The organism is Streptomyces sp. NPDC043996, assembly GCF_056435225.1.
The window spans coordinates 737,795-756,146 of record NZ_JBWKEY010000001.1; the positions used below are offsets into that span (position 1 = coordinate 737,795).

The following is an 18,352-nucleotide window of genomic DNA, read 5'->3' on the forward strand; positions in this document are numbered from 1 at the left end:
CACACCCGTCGGGCCTCCGGCTCCGGCTCCGGCTCCGGCTCCGGCTCCGGCTCCGGCTCCGGCTCCGGCTCCGGCTCCGGCTCCGGGGCGATCGTCGAGTCGGTCGTCGAGTCGATCAGGGGCGGTCGTCCGGGTCGGTCAGGGGCGATATCAGGGTTCGGCCAGGGTTGTCCCGGCTGCCGCGGGCGGTCCGGGACCGTCACCATGGAGCCATGACGGATCAGCAGCCCGCGCCGGGCCCTCAGGCCCCGCCACGCGACGGTCTCTCCGCCCCGGCCGATGAGCCGGGCGCGGAGGCCGCCCGCGAGCGCAAGTTCCGCCGCGACCGCCGGCACCGCAAGCTGGGCGGCGTGTGCGCGGGGCTCGGGCGGCACTGCGACATGGACCCGGTGATCTTCCGCATCGGCCTCGCCGTGCTCGCGGTCACCAGCGGACTCGGGCTCGTCTTCTACGGCTTCACCTGGCTCCTCATTCCCTACGAGGACGAGGAGGAGAACGAGGCACGCCGCCTCCTGACCGCCCGCGTGGACGGCCACGCGCTGGCGGCCGTGCTCTTCGCGCTCGTCGGCTGCGGCGTGTTCCTGACCCTGCTGAGCAACGGCCAGGCGCTGACGTTCGCCGCGGTCCTCGGCCTGCTCCTCGCGGGCGCGGGGTATTGGTCGCGACAGCGCGGCGCCCCCGATCCCGACCCGGCGGCCGCCCAGGCCGTGGCCGACGCCCCGCCAGAGACCAAGGCCCCGCCCATGGCGGGGGCACCCTCATGGTGGCGCGGCCCCCTCTCCAAGGAGCTCGACGGGACGGTCAGCTATTTCTGGGGCCCGGACTCGATCGCGGTGGAGTATCAGCCGGACGACCGCCACGCCTCGCCTTGGCGCGCCCCGTCCCCCGCCGCGCAGGAGCCCGCCCCGCGCGGGCCGCGCCGGCTCGGCGGCTGGGTGTTCCTGGCCGCCCTGCTCGCGGCCTGCGTCGGCACCGGCGTGACCTGGGAGGACCACCCGCTCGGCACCAGCTTGCAGACGGGCTTCGCCTGCGCGCTCGCCGTGCTGGGCCTCGGCATCGCGATCAGCTCCTTCCTGGGGCGCACGGGCGCGGGCTCCCTCGTGCTCGCCGTGATCGTCGCCGCCCTCATGGCGGGCTCCGCAGCCCTGCCGAAGAACATCACGACGGAGTGGATACGCAGGGACTGGACCCCGGCCGCCACGGCGGACGTGCGTCCGAGGTACGAGCTGGGCACAGGCGTCGCCACCTTGGACCTGAGCCGGATCGACCTCCGCGGGGACCAGACGCTGCGCACCCGGGCCGAGGTGGGCGCCGGGCGGCTGAAGGTGGTCGTGCCGAAGGACGCCACGGTGGATCTGAAGGTCGAGGTGGGCGTCGGAGACATCCAGCTGCCGAGCGACAGCAGCCAGGACGTGGACATCGCCCCGGGCAAGGAGAAGACGGTGACCCTGGACCCACCCGCGGGTGCCAAGGGCGGCGGCACGCTCGACCTGCGGCTCGAGGTCGGCGTCGGACAGGCGGAGGTGGCACGTGCTGCGTCATGAGTTCCAGCCGGGCAGGCTGGTGGCGGGCTTCTTCGTGGCCCTGGCCGGGCTCGTCTTCGCGGGCGACGCGGGCGGGCTGTGGGACACGCCCTGGTTCGCGATCATCCCGATGATCGTCGGAGGTCTGTGCCTGGCGGGCGCCACGGCGACCGTCGCCCACGGCATACGCAAGGCCCGCGCGAACCGCGCCGAGGACGCGGCGGTCACCGACGCGGGCGAGGCCCCCTAGCGCGGCATCGGGCCGAACGCGCCCCGGCGCTGGGCGAGCCAGGCGTCCACGGAGAGGTAGGACGCCCCGGCGAGCACCAGCGGCAGCCAGGCCATCAGGTAGGCGAGGTCGTTGCCGTAGTAGTACGGCTCGGCGGACCAGCTCATCGTCAGCCAGAGGCTGAGCGAGATCAGGGCGCCGCCGAGCGCGGCGATCCGGGCGAGCAGACCGATCAGGGTGCCGATGCCGACGGCCAGTTCACCGAGGGCGATGGCGTAGCCGAAGCCGACGGGGCTCTTCAGGGCCAGGTCGACGAGTTCGGGGATCGCGGAGATGTCACGGATGTTGCGCATCTGCTCGCCGATGGAGCCGGGGCCGCTCTCCTTCATGAAGGCGCTGTCGGTGAGCTTGTCGAGGCCCGCGTAGATGAAGGTGACACCGAGGAAGATCCGCAAGGGGAGCAGGGCGTAACGGCTGCCGGAGTCCCGCCAGCCGCTCCGCCTGACGTAGTTGGTGTGGCTGTTGGTGCGCATGCCGTGAGCCATGGCTGCCCGCCGCCTCTCCCGCGACTCTCCCGTTGACCCGTCAACTGACGATACGTAGGAAAGGGAGCCGCCGCTCAGTGACGTGCGGCGGATTCCGCGAGGTGTGCCCCGGAAGCCGCTGAGCGTCACGGCTTCCGAGCACAGGGAAAGGGGGGAAGGCCATGCGTCCGTTCGGCGGGGTGTGGGCAGTGGTGCGGCGGGCCGGTCAGTCCGTCACGTCGATGGTGCAGCGGTTGGTCTCGAGGCCCGCCGCCGTGACGACCTGGACGTCGACGCGGCCGGGCTCGACATCGACCGGCACGGGCACAGTGAGGACGGTGTCCGAGGGGTTGGTGAAGCCCCCGGTGACGGGCACGAGGGGCACGTGGACGTGGACGGCGCCGATGCGGACGGCCATCCGCGCCAGCCGGTCGGCACTCTGCGCGCCCGGGGGCACGAAGCCCGCGCCGCGGATCTCGATGTCGTCGCCCGTGCGGATCGGCGCGTCCAGGTCGCCCGCCTCACGCGCGCGGACCACGGACAGGATCACCGGGCGGCCGCCTTCGGAGTACTTGCCCGCCACGTACGTGGCGGCGGACACGAGCACGACGAGAGCCAGGCCCCACGGAAGGTCGGGCAGCTGCTCGGGCCTGCGGGCGAGCCGTACGGCGACGAACACGGCGGCGGCGGTGCTGACGACGAGGTACTGGGCGTCGGCGAAGTGGCCGCGGCCGGAGTCGTCGGTCAGCAGGTCCGCGGCCCGCGGCCGGTCGGCGCGCACCTTCTGGAGCCGCTGGCCGAGGACCCTGACACCCACGACGCGGCGTACGAGCACGGCGACGGCGCAGACGACGGCGAGGACGGTCACAAGCCCCGCGGCGCGCCCGATGCGCAGTCCGTCGATGAGCGCGTCCCGCTCCGCGCGGCCTGAGGCCGCGGCGAGTTCACCCGCGAGGACGAGCACGGCGAAGACCACGAGCACCACCCAGGAGGCAGCCACGGCGCGTGAGGTGGACAGTCGGTTGTCCTCCCCGATGACGGGCGCGAGCACCCCGCCGCGCGCCCGGTGCAGATACGCGGCGCAGGACAGCGGCACGGCCACGCCGAGCGCCGCGAGCAGCCCGGCGGTGCGGGCGTCCGTCCACCCGGTGCCGACGGCGGTGAGCGCCTGGACGAGCAGCAGCGCGACGACTCCGGCCCACACGGCGGCGAGGGTGTACCGCCACAGGCGGGCCAGCCAGGCCTCGCCCTCGGCGCGGCCGCGCTCGGCGACCGCGCGCGCGGACTGGGTCAGCTCGTCCGAGACCCATTGGCGGGACGCGCCCGCCGAGTGGACGACGGCCGCGGGCACCCCGTGCCCGGCCGCCAGCTCATCGCGTTTGGCGAGGAATGCGGCCACGGCGCGCCGATGTCCCTCCCGTGCGCCGTGCGGGCAGTCGCCGCACGTGCAGCCACCCCCGTGCGTGCCCTGCCTGGCTTCCTGCACCGCCACCGCGTACGCCGCCTTCCCCGCCCTCGGCCGAGGCCGTGATCGAACTCGCGACCGGTTCTCCCATCGGCCACGGGTCCGCGAACTACCTTGCAATGACTGGGAATTGTGCCGTACGGACGCCTGTGCGTGTTCCGCGGGTCAGGTCAGCGGGGGTGGAGTGGGGACACGCGTGTTGACGCGGGGCGTGAAAAGACCCGGTGGCGCGGCCGGGTCAGGCCAGCAGATCGGGTTCGGCGCGGCTGATGTCCTGCCACAGGGACTGGTGGTTGATCCAGGCGGCTGCGAGGTCGCTAGAGGGGGACGCGCGGGGTACGAGGGATACCCGATCAAAGGCGACAGGGGGTGTCGGGTTTGGGCGGCAGACTCGGCGTATGACGGTCAAGACGGTCAACTGGGAAGCGTTCACCGCGGCGGAGCCCGATCTCGCCGCGATCATCGAGCGGCGCTTCGGCGCGTTCACCCACCATGTGCTCGCGACGCTCCGCAAGGACGGGTCACCGCGGACGACTGGGCTCGAGGTCCGCTTTCTGCGCGGGGAGCTGTGGCTCGGCATGATGCCGGACTCGCTCAAGGCGCTGGACCTGCGCCGCGATCCGCGTTTCGCGCTGCAGGCGAACCCGGGCTCCGGCACGGAGATGGCGGGCGGGGACGTCCGGATCGCGGGGCGGGCGGTGGAGGTGACGGACCCGAAGGACATCGCGCGCTACGCGGACGCGGTGAACCCTCCGGACCCGGACGCGTTCCATTTGTTCCGCACGGAGCTGACGGAGGTGGTCCGTACGTACATCGAGGACGAGCGGTATCTGGCGGTGCAGCTGTGGAAGCCGGGGCGGCCGGTGCGGAAGACCCGCCGCACCTGACGTCCCGCGCACGCGACGCGCACGCGAACGGCGCCGCCACCTCGTGCGAGGCGGGCGGCGCCGTTCAGCGGTGCGGGGATGTCACTCCCACTCGATGGTGCCGGGCGGCGGATCACCTCCGCGTCAGCGGAGAAGCGCCCACGCCTGCACCCTCACCACCCTCACCACTACTCCCACTCGATCGTCCCCGGCGGCTTGCTCGTCACGTCGAGGACGACGCGGTTGACGTCGGCGACCTCGTTCGTGATGCGGGTCGAGATCTTCGCGAGCACCTCGTACGGCAGGCGGGACCAGTCGGCCGTCATGGCGTCCTCGGAGGAGACGGGGCGCAGGACGATCGGGTGGCCGTAGGTGCGGCCGTCGCCCTGGACGCCCACCGAGCGGACGTCGGCGAGCAGGACCACGGGGCACTGCCAGATCTCCCGGTCGAGCCCGGCCGCGGTGAGCTCCTCGCGGGCGATGGCGTCGGCCTCGCGCAGCAGGTCGAGCCGCTCGCGCGTGACCTCGCCGACGATGCGGATGCCGAGGCCGGGGCCGGGGAAGGGCTGGCGCTGGACGATCTCCTCGGGCAGGCCGAGCTCCTGTCCGACCATGCGGACCTCGTCCTTGAAGAGCTGGCGCAGCGGCTCGATGAGCTGGAACTCAAGGTCTTCGGGGAGGCCGCCCACGTTGTGGTGGGACTTGATGTTGGCGGTGCCGGTGCCGCCGCCGGACTCGACCACGTCCGGGTACAGGGTGCCCTGGACGAGGAACTCGACGGCCTCGCCGTCCGCGGCGCCCTCGGCGACGATCTCGGCCTGGGCCTGCTCGAAGACGCGGATGAACTCGCGGCCGATGATCTTCCGCTTCTCCTCGGGGTCGGAGACCCCGGCGAGGGCGGTCAGGAAGCGCTCCTGGGCGTCGACGACCTTCAGCTGGACGCCGGTGGCGGCCACGAAGTCCTTCTCGACCTGCTCGGTCTCGCCCTTGCGCATCAGGCCGTGGTCGACGTACACGCAGGTCAGCTGGGAGCCGATGGCCTTCTGGACCAGGGCTGCGGCCACGGCGGAGTCGACGCCGCCGGACAGGCCGCAGATGGCGCGCTTGGTGCCGACCTGGGCGCGGATCGCGGCGAGCTGCTCGTCGATCACGTTGCCGGTGGTCCAGTTCGGCTTGAGGCCCGCGCCGCGGTAGAGGAAGTGCTCCAGGACCTGCTGGCCGTGCGTGGAGTGCATGACCTCCGGGTGGTACTGGACGCCGTACAGCTTCTTCTCGTCGTTCTCGAAGGCGGCGACCGGGACGACGTCGGTGGACGCGGTGACGGCGAAGCCCTCGGGGGCGGCGCTGCAGGCGTCGCCGTGCGACATCCACACCGACTGCTCGGCCGGGGTGCCCTCGAAGAGGGTCGAGCCGGGCTTGGACACGGCGAGCGGGGTGCGGCCGTACTCCCGGGCGCCGGTGTTGTCGACGGTGCCGCCGAGGGTCGTGGCCATCAGCTGGAAGCCGTAGCACATGCCGAAGACGGGGACGCCCGCCTCGAACAGGGCGCGGTCCACCGACGGGGCGCTCTCCGCGTACACGGAGGACGGGCCGCCGGAGAGGATGATCGCCGCGGGGTTCTTGGCGAGCATCTCGGAGACCGGCATGGTGCTCGGCACGATCTCGCTGTAGACCCGGGCTTCGCGGACGCGGCGGGCGATGAGCTGGGCGTACTGCGCTCCGAAGTCGACGACCAGAACGGTGTCGGGAGCGGCGGCAGCGGGAGTCGCTGAGGACACGGCGGCGGCCTTCCGGCGTTGAGCGCGCGCGAGGTTCGTGAGCGGGGGGTCGCGAGAGGCGCGCGCGGTTGGAGCTGGGGTTGTTTTGTCGATTCTAACGGGCCCGCGCGTACCGGCTTCGTCGTATCCGACGGAACCGGGTGCCTGGGGCCCGGCGCCCCGGCCGCCCCGGGCGCCCCGGCCGCCCCGACGCCAGCCACCGTCGGCCATCCTCCGTCGGCCGCCCGGCCCCGTGTCTCACCATGCGGGCCGCCCCGTGCCCCGGATTGACCCGGCACACGCGTGTGGGGGCATACTGGGCCCGTGAACAAGCACCTCGGCTTCCTCTTTACCTATGGCAACCGGCCCGCCGGCTGCCATGGTCGAGCTGCTTGATCCTCTAGACAAGCGACTTCCCAGGCGCCCCGGGCCGACAAGGCCCGGGGCGTCCTGTCGTTTCCGGGTCCTGTCGCTCCGGGGCGCCGCCACCGCCCGATTCCAGCGAGGAGCCCCAGATGACCACCACCACCCAGAACCCCGCGACCGCGCACCCGGCCGCCACCCCCGCCGAGCGGACCGGCGCCCGCACCCCCGAGGCCGCCGAACTGATCGGCGGCGCCCGTGAGCGGATCGATGCCCTCGACGACCGGATCATTGGTCTGGTCCAGGAGCGGATGGCGGTCTCCGCGGTGATCCAGGAGGCCCGGATCGGCTCGGGCGGGCGGCGCGTGAACCTCGCCCGCGAGATGGAGGTCCTCAGCCACTACAGGGACGCGCTCGGCAAGCCGGGCACCGCGCTCGCGATGACGCTCCTGGAGCTGTGCCGGGGCCGCGTCTGACGGCCCCGCGCGGTGGCCGCCGCGGCCCCGCCGACCACCGCGCGGGCCACCACGTCGACCGCCACACGGTCCACCCCGCCGGCCGGACCGCCGACCGAGCCGCAGGCCGACCCACGGGCCGCGACTCACGCGTCCGCCCTGGTCCCGGACCCGTCACGCGCCCCACGGGAACAGGGAGAACCACTGCGCCACGGACCTGAGTTCGGGCCGCTTCTCACCCGTACGGCGCGTGACCGGTTCCGGAGGGGCTTCGTTGGTCCCGTTGTCCGTGCCAGCCAGGGGCGGGCCCGAAAGAACCACGCGTGGCTCCGCTGGGGCGATGAGGCGCACGCACCCCGTGCGCCGTGGGACCTCGCCCCAGAGATGTGACCGGACGGCAGGGGACAGCAGCCCGGTCACCCAGGGAACGGTCGGCTCCGGGGACGCCCGGGGCCGACCGGCCTCAGACCTCTCGCCCGGGTGTTCCCCTCGGGCACAAGTGGATGTTGTCGAAACGGTTGCGCGGATAACCGGCCATCCTCCACGATGCGTACAGGGCGGGAGACAAAAGCCCCGCACTTTAAAACTTCATCGCCATTGGTCTATACCGGGCGCGCTCCCTCAGTGCGCCGGAGCGGCCACCGGCGCACAAAGCCAGCGGCGTACTCCCCCCGGCGCCGCCCCGAAGCATCGACGCTGCCCTGACGTCGATGCTGACAGCCAAGGGCCCCGCGGATCCGTCCCGCGGGGCCCTTCGCTCGTTCCTCAGACGGCGCCCGCTCCACCGACGCCGCCGACGCCACCCACCTCCTCAGTGGCGCTCCCCTGCTACCTCAGAGCCGTCTACTTCGCCAGCTTCGCCAGTTGCGCGTCCACGACCGCCGCCGGAACCTTCGGCTCCATGTCCGCCGTGTCCGCCGTCGCGTCGCCGAGCGCCGCGCCCGACTCCTCGCGGTCCCGCACGTCGGTGGCCGCGCCCTCCGGGTCGTAGAGGTTCGTCGCGGCGAAGGACACCAGCGTCGAGCCGTCGCGCACGACGGTGACGGCCCGGCGCTCCACGAACGTGTCCACGCGGCGGCCGAGCCGGTACGCGACCGCCTCGTCGCCCTTGTCCGGGGCGGTCAGCGCCGTGACGCCCAAGTAGCGCGGGTCCCCGGTGCGGAAGGTGGCGCACCCCTTGGACTTGGCCGCCGCGCGCAGGTCCTTCAGCGCCCGGGCGGCGGCGTCGGAGTCGGCGTACGCGTACAGCTCGACGTACGTCGTCGAGCCGCCCTTGGCCGTCACCTCGCGGCCGAAGTGGGCCTTCGCCTTCGGCGGGGTCGCGGGGGTCAGCAGGTCCGCGAGCGGGGCGCAGACGGAGGGGGACGCCGGGGCCCCGGCCCAGGCGGCCTCGCGCTCGGTCGGCTTGCGCGTCGACACCTCGTAGCCGTCCGCGTCGCCCTTGACCAGGGCGGCGTCGGCCAGCCGCGCCGTCGCCCCGCCACCGGCCGGGCCCTTCGGCTTCGCCTGCGCGGTCGACGGCCCGCCGTCACGCTTGCCGCCGTCCTCGCTCCCGCCGTCACCGCCGCCGCACGCGGCGGTCAGGCCCAGCGTCGCCACGACCGAAGCGGCCACCACGACACGCGACACTGCTGACTTCACGTTCCCCCACTTTCGCCTTGCCCGTACACGCGGAGTCACCCGCACCCCTTCTACGACTGAAGATCGCCGCAGTCGGTTCCACGAATCGGCACAGTGAATTCCGGGGTGGAACCGGGATGGAATCCGTACGGATCAGAAGCGGTACGGGCTCAGCAGCACGATCGCCAGCGCCATCAAGCCCACCACGATCACCACGCTGCGCGCCTGGCGCCACCGGCCCGACCCCGTGCCCCGGCGCGGACCCGTGGGCGCGGCCCGCCACTCGTCGGGGCGCCAGGGCGCGGCGGACTCCTCCTTGCGCTGGCGGCGTTTGCGGCCGACCGTGCCCTCGGCCTGCCGACGGGCCTCCTCCGCGTCCAGGCGGCGCAGCCGGTCGGCCACCATGCGCGCCCGCGCGGACGGCTCCTTCGGCGCGGAACTCCTGATGTCCCGTTCGCTGTCCTCCGCGAATTTGCGCCATACCTCGTCAGGTATGGCCGACTCGTCATCGGGTTCGCGCGGCGACCGCACGGACACTGTTGCCCCCATCCCCCCGCCCGTTCCCTCACAGCGGGTCCCATCTCGCTTGCAAACGGGGGAAGTTCTACGACATCCCACGAGGGCCGCACAAGCCAAGGGTCTTCACATCTTTCAAACATGTGACTCAAGCCACATAAAGATTCCGTGAGTTCGCATGCAACCATTCACAGTGAACACAGGTCATCCATGCGTAACTACGGCCACTTCCGCGTGCCCGCGCGGATTCCGCGTGTCCGCGTGGAGGCCTCCAGCTCCGTGCCGCGCGGCCACGCGCGGCGCGCCGGACTCACCGAGGTCTTCATGAAGCTTCGCCGTGCTCTGGCCGTCGCAGCCGCGACGGCCACACTCGCACCGCTCGCGCTCCTGTCGGCCCCGGCCGCGCTCGCGACCGAGGGCGGCACCACGACGCCCGGCGCGAGCGCCAGCGAGACCCCGGCCCCGTCCGGCGAGCCCACGGACCCGGCGGAGAAGCCCGGCGAGCCCGGCACCCCCGGCGACCCGCAGAACCCGGAGAAGCCCTCGGACGGAAAGCCCGGCGAGAAGCCCGGCGAGCCCGGTCAGCCCGGCACCAAGCCCGGCGAGAAGCCCGGTGACGAGGACGCCAAGCCCCCGGCCGAGGACGGCGACGGTTCCGCCGAGGACGAGAACTCCCGGCACGAGGACGAGAACAAGAACAACGAGAACAAGAACGAGAACAAGAACGACGACAAGGACGACGAAGACCCCTCGCTGGAGCCGTGCGAGATCGACGACGAGACCGGCGAGGACTTCGAGAGCCAGCTGGAGCTCCGCATCGACGGCCTGCCCGGCAAGATCGTCGCGGGCAGCGGCTGGCACGAGTTCACGCTGACCGCCGCCAACCCGAGCGACGACGAGCTCGGCGAGGTCAACTGGCTCGCGGCCGTGGACAACTTCTCCGACAGCGAGCGCGAGAAGGACTGGCTGAGCACCTACGCGCGCATCCAGTACTACGACCCCGAGGCCAAGGGCTGGAAGTCGATCATCGACGAGATCTCGGACGGCAGCTACTTCGGCAAGACCACGCTCGGCGCCAAGGAGCAGGTCGAGATCAAGCTGCGCCTCGACATCAGCGCCAAGGCCCCCGCGGGGCCGGGCTACGCGATCGGACTCGGCGGCTACACCGACCCCGAGTTGGAGTGCACGCACAGCTCGTTCGACTTCTTCGACTTCACCGTGCTGCGGCCGGGCAGCGAGAACACCGACCCGGGCGAGGCCGAGCAGCGCCCTGCCCGGCCCGAGCACAAGCCCGCGCCCAGGCCGCAGGGCGGCATCAAGAAGGTCAAGCAGACCGTCTCCGAGATCCCGCCCACCGGGAGCCTCGCCGAGACCGGCTCCAGCTCCGCGCTGCCGACCATCGGCCTCATCGGCGGCGCCGCCGTCGTCGTGGGCGCGGGGGCCGTGTTCGTGGTGCGCCGCCGAGGGAACTCGGACGCCGCCTCGTAACGCCCATCCGCACGCCCTTCCGCGCGGCTGAGACGCGCGCGGGGCACCTGAGGGACGCGACGGCCACCGGCCGCGACGTCCCCGCCGGACCGCGAAGGACCTGCACTCGGAGGGGGGTGCAGGTCCTTTCGCGTACGCAGCACGCGGGGTCCTTTCGCGTACGCAGCACGCGGGGTCCTTTCGCGTACGCAGCACGCGGGGTCCTTTCGCGTACGCAGCGCCCGTACCGGAGGGCGCTACTCCTTCGGCGGCACCACCGGCACCCCGAGGAACGGCAGCCTCAGGGCGCCGAACGCGTCCGCCGGGACCACCGGGGACTTCGGCTCGACCGGCGCGAGGCGCGCGTAGGGCGCCCCCGCGGCCGGACGCGGGTCGGCGGCGCCCTTGTTCGGCCAGAACGACATGGCGCGCTCCGCCTGCGCGGTGATCGTCAGCGACGGGTTCACACCGAGGTTCGCGGTCACCGCCGAGCCGTCGACGACGGAGATCCCCGGATGCCCGTACAGCCGGTGGTACGGGTCGATCACGCCGGTCTCCGCCGAGTCGCCGATCGGGCAGCCGCCGAGGAAGTGCGCGGTCAGCGGGGTGCCCATCAGCTCGCCGACGTTGGAGCCCGGGAAGCCGTTGATCTCCCGCGCGATGAGCGTCGCGGCGCGGGTCGCCTCCGGGATCTGGTCCGGGTTGGGCGCGCCGTGCCCCTGCCGGGCCGTCAGCAGGCCCTTGCCCAGGCCCTTCTCCTTGCGGTACGTGGTCAGCGAGTTGTCCAGGGTCTGCATGACCAGGCCGATGATGGTGCGCTCCGACCAGCGGCGGTTCGACAGGGAGCGCAGCGTGAGCAGCGGATGGCGCGCGGAGTGCGCGAGCCAGCCCGCGACGCGCGCCCTGCCGCCCTTGGTGGTGTACGGGACCTGGAACAGGGTCAGGCCGCCCATCGCGTTGGACTTCCTGCCGTAGCGGACGGGCTCGATGTGGGTGGTGTCGTTCGGGTGGATGGACGAGGTGATGGCCACGCCCCGGGTGAAGTCGACCCGCCCGCCCGGGGCGTCCGCGTGCCGCTGGCGATAGCGGCGGTCGGTGGTCTGCGCGCCCACCAGGGCCTCGGAGTTGGTGCGGGTGAGCTCGCCGAGGCGCCCGGAGATCCGCGGCAGCAGATGGCTGTCCTTCATCCGGTGCAGCAGCGTCTGGGTGCCGTAGGTGCCCGCGGCCAGGACCACGCGGCGGGCCCGGAACGTGCGGCCCGCGCCCTTGCGCTTGTCGTCGGTGGGCAGCGTGGCCACCGCGTAGCCGCCGCGCGAGTCCTCGGTGAGGGTGACGACCGTTGTCATCGGGTGGATGACGGCCCCGGCCCGCTCCGCGAGGTGGAGGTAGTTCTCGGTGAGCGTGTTCTTCGCGCCGTGGCGGCAGCCCGTCATGCACTCGCCGCACTCGGTGCACGCGCTGCGCACCGGGCCCGCGCCGCCGAAGTACGGATCGGGAACTTCCCTGCCCGGCTCGGCCGTTGACTCACCGGTGGCGTCCCGTCCGTCACCGAAGAAGACGCCGACCGGCGCCATGTGGAAGCTGTCGCCCACGCCCATGGCCTCGGCGGCCGCCTGGAGATGCACGTCGGAGGGGGTGGTCGTGGGGTTGAGCCGCACGCCCAGCATGCGCTTGGCCTGCTCGTAGTACGGACGCAGCTCGTCCTGCCAGTCCGTGATGTCCTTCCACTGCGGATCGTTGAAGAACGCCGCAGGCGGTACGTAGAGCGTGTTCGCGTAGTTCAGCGATCCGCCGCCCACGCCCGCGCCCGCCAGGACCATCACATTGCCGAGCAGATGGATGCGCTGGATGCCGTAGAGGCCGAGTGCGGGCGCCCAGAGGTAGTTCTTCAGGTCCCAGGAGTTCCTGGGCAGCGTGGCGCGCGTGAAACGGCGGCCCGCCTCCAGGACGCCGACGCGGTAGCCCTTCTCGGTGAGCCGCAGCGCGGCCACGGAGCCGCCGAAGCCGGAGCCTACGACGATGACGTCGTAGTCGCTGCCGTCGTCGCCCTCCCCGCCCTTGTTGTCCTCGTGCTGGACAGAGGTGTCCTGCGACATGGGGTCTCCTCCGTGCGAGTCGAATCTGCGGGCGCGCGGGGGCTGAGCGCGCAGTTCCCCGCGCCCCTTCGGGGCGCTCCCGTACCGGCGCCGGAATCTCCGCCCGGCTCAGCGCAGGCGCAGCGCCTTCATGATCCGCAGGCTTCGCGTCATGAAGGCCGCGTACTGCTCGTCGTCCATGCCGAACGACGGCGCCAGCGGGATGAGCCGCTGGTGGGCCACGGTCTGGGCCTCGGTGTACTTGAGAATGCCCTCGGCGCCGTGGCGGCGGCCGAGGCCGGAGTCCTTCATGCCGCCCATCGGCGACTGCACGCTGCCGTAGGCGGGCGCGAAGCCCTCGTTGACGTTGACGGTGCCGGTGCGCAGGCGGGCGGCGACGGCGCGGCCGCGCCTGCCGTCCTTCGTCCAGACCGAGGAGTTGAGGCCGTAGGGCGTCGCGTTGGCGAGCTCCACTGCCTCGTTCTCGTCGGTGAAGCGGTAGATCGAGACGACCGGGCCGAAGGTCTCCTCGGTGCACACGGCCATGGGCGACTCGACGCCGTCGAGGATGGTCGGCTCGAAGAAGTACGGGCCAAGGTCAGGCCGTGCCACGCCGCCCGCGACGAGCGTGGCGCCCTTGGCGACGGCCTCGTCGACGTGCCGCCGCACCGTCTCCAGCTGCCGCTCCCCGACCAGCGAGCCCATGTCGGCCCCGTACGCCAGCGAGCACCCGAGGCGCATCGCCTTGGTGCGCGCGGCGAACCGCTCGACGAACGCGTCCGCGATCGCCTCGTGGACGTACAACCGCTCGACGGAGATGCACAGTTGGCCCGCCGACGAGAAGCAGGCGCGGACCGCGCCCGCGGCGGCCTTCTCCACGTCGGCGTCGTGCAGCACCAGCATGGCGTTCTTGCCGCCGAGTTCGAGGGAGACGCCCACGAGCCGGGCGGCCGCACCGGTGGCGACCTCGCGGCCGGTGCGCGTGGAGCCGGTGAAGGAGACGTAGTCGGCGCGGCTCACGACCTCGGGCCCGATGACCGGTCCTTCGCCGAGCACCACCTGGAAGGCCTCGGCGGGCAGCCCCGCCTCGATGATCAGGTCTCGCGCCCACAGCGCGGTCAGGGCGGTCTCCGTGTCCGGCTTCATCACCAGCGCGTTGCCCGCGACGAGAGCGGGCAGCGCGTCGCCGATGGACAGCTCCAAGGGGTAGTTCCAGGGGGCGATCTGGCCGACGACACCGCGCGGCTGGCGCAGCTCGGTGACCTTCGTCAGGACCGGCACGACACCCGTGTGGCGCTTGGGGTTCAGATACGCGGCGGCGCGGCGGCCGTAGTGCCGGGCCGCGACGGCGACGGCCTGGACCTCCTCGTGCGCGTGCAGCCGCGCCTTGCCGGTCTCCAGCTGGATCAGGTCGAGGGCCTCGCCCTGGCGCTGGAGCAGCAGGTCGTGGAAGCGCAGCAGCACAGCCGCGCGCCGGCGCACAGGGGTGCGCGCCCACGCGATCTGCGCGACGCGGGCCCGCTCGAAGGCGGTGGCGACGTCCTGGGGCGTGGACTCGGGCAGGTCGGCCAGCTTCTCGCCGGTGAGCGGCGTGTGGTTGGCGGTGCGGCCCGAGCCGAGCACGTCGCGGGTCAGCTGGGCGACCAGCTCGGGCGTGACCACGTCCGCGGCGGTGCGCGAGCCACGGGGGGCCGGAGCGATCGGGTTCGTGCCGAGGGGCGCCGCGGGGGCCTGCGAGTCCGTCATGACGGTGAGCGTATGCCTGGCCGGACGCTTTGGGTACCCATGGGTAACGAGCTTTCACCGCTCTCGCACGCGCCCTCGCCGGGCCCCTCGCACCACGCCAGTGTCCGCTGGCAGCAAAGCCGCTGATCAGGGCGTTAGCGGGAGCCCATGGCCCCCTTTCCCACCTTCAAGCGCTCGCGTGCGGCCTTGAAGAGATCGGTTCCCCGCTTCTCGAACCGGGCGACGCCCTTGGGCATCCGCACCATCAGTTCGTACGCGTCACCGGCGTCGGTGACGATCATCAACCGCATCTCGCGGGTGGGGGACCCGCCCGCTCCGCGCTCCGTGTACGTGGCGTCGAGGAGCGCCGCGTCCTGGCCGCGGAAGCTCGTCGGCGTCGAGGTGGTGTCGGCCTCCCGATAGGTCGGGGACTCGTACTCCTTGCGCTCCTCGCCCACCCAGGCGACGGCGTTCGCGGCGGGCGCCCGCGCGGGCTTGGTGAGCCGCAGGAAGACCCGCCCGTGCGGTTCGGAGTACTCGACGATCGGGTTCGCGGGGTCGCGGACGATTTCGGTGTACGAGGCGGGCACGGCGACCGCGGCGGTCAGCGCGCGCTCCTTGTGCACCGTCCAGCGAGTGGAGGTGGCGGAGGAAGTGGTCCGCTCGGGCGCCTCGGGCTCCACCGGCCCCTCGGGCTCCACCTCCACCGGCGGGAGCGCGCCGCCCTCTCCGGATACCTCGCCGCTTTCGGAGACCGACTCCGACTCCGCGTCCGCGCGCGTGCCGTCGCCGTCCGCCACGGAGGTGCCGAGCCAGACGCCGCCTCCGACGAGGAGGGCGCCCACCAGGGCGGCGGCGAGGAGGGTCGGGGTGCGGCGGTGCGGTGCTGCCGCGGGGCCCCCAAGCCCGCCCCTTCCCGAACCGGGGGCTTCGCCCCCGGGGCCCCCTTCATCGCCGCTTCGCGGCTCGTCCTCAAACGCCGGACGGGCTGGAATGTCCGTGCGGGGAGCCAGCAGCGGGGACGCCTCCGCCACCTCGCCGAGCGCCGCCGCCACCTCCGTCGCGTCCGGGCGGAGCCCCGGCTCCCGGTTCAGCAACCGCTCGATCAGCGGGCCCAGTTCGCCCGCGCGCTCCGGGCGCGGCACCTCGGCCGTGAGCACGGCGGCGAGGGTCGACTCCAGCGTCGTACGCCGGAACGGCGACGCGCCCTCCACGGCCGCGAACAGCAGGACGCCGAGCGACCACAGGTCGGAGGGCGGTCCCGCGCCGGGGCCCGCCATCCGCTCGGGCGCGATGAACTCGAGCGAACCGACGAACTCGCCGCTGGCTGTGAGGGACTCCTCGCCCTGGACGCGGGCGATGCCGAAGTCCGTGAGCACGACGCGGCCGTGCGCGCCGAGCAGGACGTTCGCGGGCTTCACATCACGGTGCACGATGCCCTTGGCGTGCGCGGCCGCGAGCGCGCCGACGAGCGCGAGGCCGACGCGGGCGGCCTCGACGGGCGGCAGGGCCCCGCGCCTGAGCGCCTCGTGCAGGGACTCGCCGCGGATCAACTCCATCACGATCCACGGCAGTTCGTCCTCCTCGACGACCACGTCGTGGATGGCGACGGCCGCCGGGTGGTCCACCAGGGCGGCCGCCCGCGCCTCGCGCCGCAGCCGGGCACAGGCCCGCAGCCGCGCCTCGTCCCGGAGGTCGCCGGGCAGCCGCGGCTCCTTGACGGCGACCTCCCGCCCGACCAGTTCGTCGACCGCGCGCCACACCGTGCCCATGCCCCCGGAGCCGATGCGCTCGGCGAGCCGGTAACGGCCACCGATCACGCGTCCGCCATCAGTACTCATGTGTCATGAGTACCGTGCGCGGACGCACCGCGGCCAGTCCGGTGATCGTCTCGTGACCGAGCGTCAGGGCCGGGCTGGCCAGGGCCAGGCCGGTCAGCGCCAGGCCGGTCAGGGCTTGGCGATCTTCAGGTCCGCGATGGCCTTCTTCGCCACCTCACGGCCGCGCTCGGTGAAGTCGCTCTTGGCCGGGTAGTCGATCCACAGCTTGTACATGTCGCCGGACTTGGTCCGGTAGTAGAAGATCGTGGCCTCGCGCGGGTACTCGGTGTCGCTCTCCTTGTTCGTGTACGGAATGAGGTTCTCCGCAGACTGGCCGCCCTGGTACTCGCCCTGGGTGGTCTTCTTGCCGGGCCTCAGCGCATCGGGGCTCAGCGAGGAGTTGAGCACCGAACTGCCCTCGTCCAGGTCCTTCATGTCCTCGTACGCCTCGGCCATGGAGGTGCCCGCGATGTAGTTCAGGTCGTCCTCGGACTTCTTGTCCAGGGTCAGCGTCACCGAGATCTCACCGCTGGAGTCCCGGTAGGAGACCCAGTGCTCCTTCGGCGGGGCATCGGCTCCGGGCCCCCAGGTCACGTACCCCTCGGGCGCGGAGACCGTGGCGCCGAGCTTCTTCTCGTCGTGCTTCTTCCACTCCCCCGCGGCCGCGGAGTCGTCGCCGAACGGGTTCACCGCGACGAGTACGCCCGCCGCCACCGCCACGGCCACCACGGCCCCGACGACCGCGAGCGCCTTGCGGCTCAGGAACACGCCCTTGCCGCGGGGCGGCGCGTCGCCCGCGACCGTGATCAGCTGCGTGGCCGGGGGCTGCGGCGGCTTGACGGCCTCTTCCAAGAGGGCCCGGACCTGGGCGGCGCCCGGACGGTGGCCCGGGTCCTTGTGCAGCAGGCCGTTGATGGCGTCGGCCAGCGGGCCTTGCGCGGAGGCGGGCGCGGCGGGCGTGGCGTTGAGGACGGACTGGAGCGTCGCGGGCGTGTTGCTGCGGCGGAACGGCGACACGCCCTCCGTCGCCGCGTACAGGACCACGCCGAGCGACCACAGGTCCGACGCCGGGCCAGGACGCTGGCCGAGGACGCGCTCGGGGGCGATGAACTCGGGCGAGCCGACGAAGCCGCCGGTGTCCGTCAGGTTCGTCTCGCCCTCGATCTGGGCGATGCCGAAGTCGGTGAGGACGACGCGGTCGTGGTCGCCGAGCAGCACGTTGTCCGGCTTCACGTCGCGGTGCAGGATGCCCGCGGCGTGCGCGGCCTCCAGGGCGCCGAGCACTTCGAGGCCGACGCGCGCCGCGTCGCGCGCGCCGAGCGTGCCCTCGCGCAGCGCCGCGCCGAGAGAGCGGCCCCGTACGAACTCCATGACGATCCATGGCTGGCCGTCCTCGACGACGACGTCGTGGACGTTCACGACCGCGGGGTGGTCGAGGCGGGCGGCGGCGCGGGCCTCGCGGCGCATCCGCTCGAAGGCGTTGGCGCGCTCGCGCTCGGGCAGGTGGTCGGGGAGGCGCGGCTCCTTGACCGCGACCTCGCGGTCCACGGTCTCGTCCTTGGCGCGCCAGACCGTGCCCATGCCGCCGTGGCCGAGCTTGGAAAGCAGCCGGTAGCGGCCGCCGACGACCCGGCCCACGCCCGGGTCGGCCTGCGTGGGCTGCGTGGCTTGCGCGGCCTGCGCGGCTTGCCCTGACTGTCCCGACTGCCCGGCCTGTCCGGTCTGCTGCTGGTGCGGCACGACCTGGGTCGGTTCGGCGTACGGGTTGGGGTACGGCGTACCACCCTGCTGCGGCGGCTGGGGCGGCCGCAGTCCGTAGCTGGTGGTCTCGTTGGGGCCGTAGGAGGATCCCCCGTCGTTACTCATGAACCCATGAGTACCTTGTCAAGGGTGTCTGATTCCAGCCGGGTCACGCACTTGTGACCGGGGTGATGCACGACCCGGGAA

The 18,352-nt window shown here is 72.7% G+C and carries 14 protein-coding genes; 5 read left to right on the plus strand and 9 right to left on the minus strand.

Going from position 1 to position 18,352, the window contains the following annotated elements; genetic code table 11:
• Positions 1 to 212: 212 nt before the first annotated feature.
• Both AC07A4_RS03310 and AC07A4_RS03315 read left to right on the plus strand, forming a co-directional pair.
• Positions 213 to 1,544: a PspC domain-containing protein gene (locus AC07A4_RS03310; RefSeq protein WP_478592201.1), complete on the plus strand. Its 1,332-nt coding sequence runs from the start codon at positions 213 to 215 to the stop codon at positions 1,542 to 1,544.
• Positions 1,531 to 1,773, plus strand: a complete 243-nt coding sequence (locus AC07A4_RS03315; RefSeq protein WP_478592204.1) for a hypothetical protein — start codon at positions 1,531 to 1,533, stop codon at positions 1,771 to 1,773. Before AC07A4_RS03310 ends, AC07A4_RS03315 begins: the two co-directional genes overlap by 14 nt.
• Here the strand turns inward: AC07A4_RS03315 and AC07A4_RS03320 are convergent.
• Positions 1,770 to 2,297 carry a DoxX family protein gene (locus AC07A4_RS03320; protein WP_478592206.1) on the minus strand — a complete coding sequence of 176 codons (528 nt, stop codon included), beginning with the start codon at positions 2,295 to 2,297 and terminating at the stop codon, positions 1,770 to 1,772. The genes AC07A4_RS03315 and AC07A4_RS03320 overlap by 4 nt on opposite strands.
• Positions 2,298 to 2,502: 205 nt before the next feature.
• Positions 2,503 to 3,768, minus strand: a complete 1,266-nt coding sequence (locus AC07A4_RS03325) for a hypothetical protein (RefSeq protein ID WP_478592209.1) — start codon at positions 3,766 to 3,768, stop codon at positions 2,503 to 2,505.
• A 371-nt stretch (positions 3,769 to 4,139) separates the two neighbouring features.
• Between AC07A4_RS03325 and AC07A4_RS03330 the strand changes: the two genes are divergently transcribed.
• The gene (locus tag AC07A4_RS03330) at positions 4,140 to 4,628 is read left to right on the plus strand and encodes a pyridoxamine 5'-phosphate oxidase family protein (protein ID WP_478592211.1); all 489 of its coding nucleotides are present in this window, start codon (positions 4,140 to 4,142) and stop codon (positions 4,626 to 4,628) included.
• Between the two features lie 167 nt (positions 4,629 to 4,795).
• On the opposite strand, the gene guaA is transcribed toward AC07A4_RS03330, so the two are convergent.
• Positions 4,796 to 6,385, minus strand: a complete 1,590-nt coding sequence (gene guaA / locus AC07A4_RS03335) for a glutamine-hydrolyzing GMP synthase (protein ID WP_478592214.1) — start codon at positions 6,383 to 6,385, stop codon at positions 4,796 to 4,798.
• A gap of 494 nt (positions 6,386 to 6,879) precedes the next feature.
• Between guaA and AC07A4_RS03340 the strand changes: the two genes are divergently transcribed.
• Positions 6,880 to 7,203, plus strand: coding sequence for a chorismate mutase (locus AC07A4_RS03340; RefSeq protein ID WP_478592217.1), 324 nt, complete (start codon positions 6,880 to 6,882; stop codon positions 7,201 to 7,203).
• A gap of 822 nt (positions 7,204 to 8,025) precedes the next feature.
• Here the strand turns inward: AC07A4_RS03340 and AC07A4_RS03345 are convergent.
• Both AC07A4_RS03345 and AC07A4_RS03350 read right to left on the minus strand, forming a co-directional pair.
• A complete protein-coding gene (locus AC07A4_RS03345; protein WP_478592220.1) occupies positions 8,026 to 8,823 on the minus strand; it encodes a hypothetical protein in 798 nt (265 codons plus the stop codon).
• 132 nt (positions 8,824 to 8,955) lie between these two features.
• Complete coding sequence (locus tag AC07A4_RS03350) at positions 8,956 to 9,351, minus strand: hypothetical protein (RefSeq protein WP_478592223.1); 396 nt, start codon at positions 9,349 to 9,351, stop codon at positions 8,956 to 8,958.
• A gap of 177 nt (positions 9,352 to 9,528) precedes the next feature.
• Between AC07A4_RS03350 and AC07A4_RS03355 the strand changes: the two genes are divergently transcribed.
• Positions 9,529 to 10,806 carry an LAETG motif-containing sortase-dependent surface protein gene (locus AC07A4_RS03355; RefSeq protein ID WP_478592226.1) on the plus strand — a complete coding sequence of 426 codons (1,278 nt, stop codon included), beginning with the start codon at positions 9,529 to 9,531 and terminating at the stop codon, positions 10,804 to 10,806.
• Between the two features lie 236 nt (positions 10,807 to 11,042).
• On the opposite strand, the gene AC07A4_RS03360 is transcribed toward AC07A4_RS03355, so the two are convergent.
• From AC07A4_RS03360 to AC07A4_RS03375, 4 genes are all read right to left on the minus strand, one after another.
• Complete coding sequence (locus AC07A4_RS03360) at positions 11,043 to 12,881, minus strand: GMC oxidoreductase (protein WP_478592229.1); 1,839 nt, start codon at positions 12,879 to 12,881, stop codon at positions 11,043 to 11,045.
• Positions 12,882 to 12,989: 108 nt separating this feature from the next.
• On the minus strand, positions 12,990 to 14,606 hold the full coding sequence (locus tag AC07A4_RS03365; RefSeq protein WP_478592232.1) for a succinic semialdehyde dehydrogenase: 1,617 nt from the start codon (positions 14,604 to 14,606) through the stop codon (positions 12,990 to 12,992).
• Positions 14,607 to 14,740: 134 nt separating this feature from the next.
• Entirely contained in the window at positions 14,741 to 16,426 is a 1,686-nt protein-coding gene (locus AC07A4_RS03370) for a serine/threonine-protein kinase (protein ID WP_478592235.1), read from the minus strand.
• A gap of 108 nt (positions 16,427 to 16,534) precedes the next feature.
• A complete protein-coding gene (locus AC07A4_RS03375; RefSeq protein WP_478592237.1) occupies positions 16,535 to 18,271 on the minus strand; it encodes a serine/threonine-protein kinase in 1,737 nt (578 codons plus the stop codon).
• Positions 18,272 to 18,352 lie beyond the last annotated feature (81 nt).

Bases quoted from the DNA above. Each gene is read 5' to 3' on its own strand.
- AC07A4_RS03350 (WP_478592223.1), bottom strand. From the start codon at position 9,351: ATGGGGGCAACAGTGTCCGTGCGGTCGCCGCGCGAACCCGATGACGAG.
- AC07A4_RS03310 (WP_478592201.1), top strand. From the start codon at position 213: ATGACGGATCAGCAGCCCGCGCCGGGCCCTCAGGCCCCGCCACGCGAC.
- AC07A4_RS03375 (WP_478592237.1), bottom strand. From the start codon at position 18,271: ATGAGTAACGACGGGGGATCCTCCTACGGCCCCAACGAGACCACCAGC.
- AC07A4_RS03340 (WP_478592217.1), top strand. From the start codon at position 6,880: ATGACCACCACCACCCAGAACCCCGCGACCGCGCACCCGGCCGCCACC.
- AC07A4_RS03370 (WP_478592235.1), bottom strand. From the start codon at position 16,426: ATGAGTACTGATGGCGGACGCGTGATCGGTGGCCGTTACCGGCTCGCC.
- AC07A4_RS03320 (WP_478592206.1), bottom strand. From the start codon at position 2,297: ATGGCTCACGGCATGCGCACCAACAGCCACACCAACTACGTCAGGCGG.
- AC07A4_RS03330 (WP_478592211.1), top strand. From the start codon at position 4,140: ATGACGGTCAAGACGGTCAACTGGGAAGCGTTCACCGCGGCGGAGCCC.
- AC07A4_RS03365 (WP_478592232.1), bottom strand. From the start codon at position 14,606: ATGACGGACTCGCAGGCCCCCGCGGCGCCCCTCGGCACGAACCCGATC.
- AC07A4_RS03355 (WP_478592226.1), top strand. From the start codon at position 9,529: ATGCGTAACTACGGCCACTTCCGCGTGCCCGCGCGGATTCCGCGTGTC.
- AC07A4_RS03360 (WP_478592229.1), bottom strand. From the start codon at position 12,881: ATGTCGCAGGACACCTCTGTCCAGCACGAGGACAACAAGGGCGGGGAG.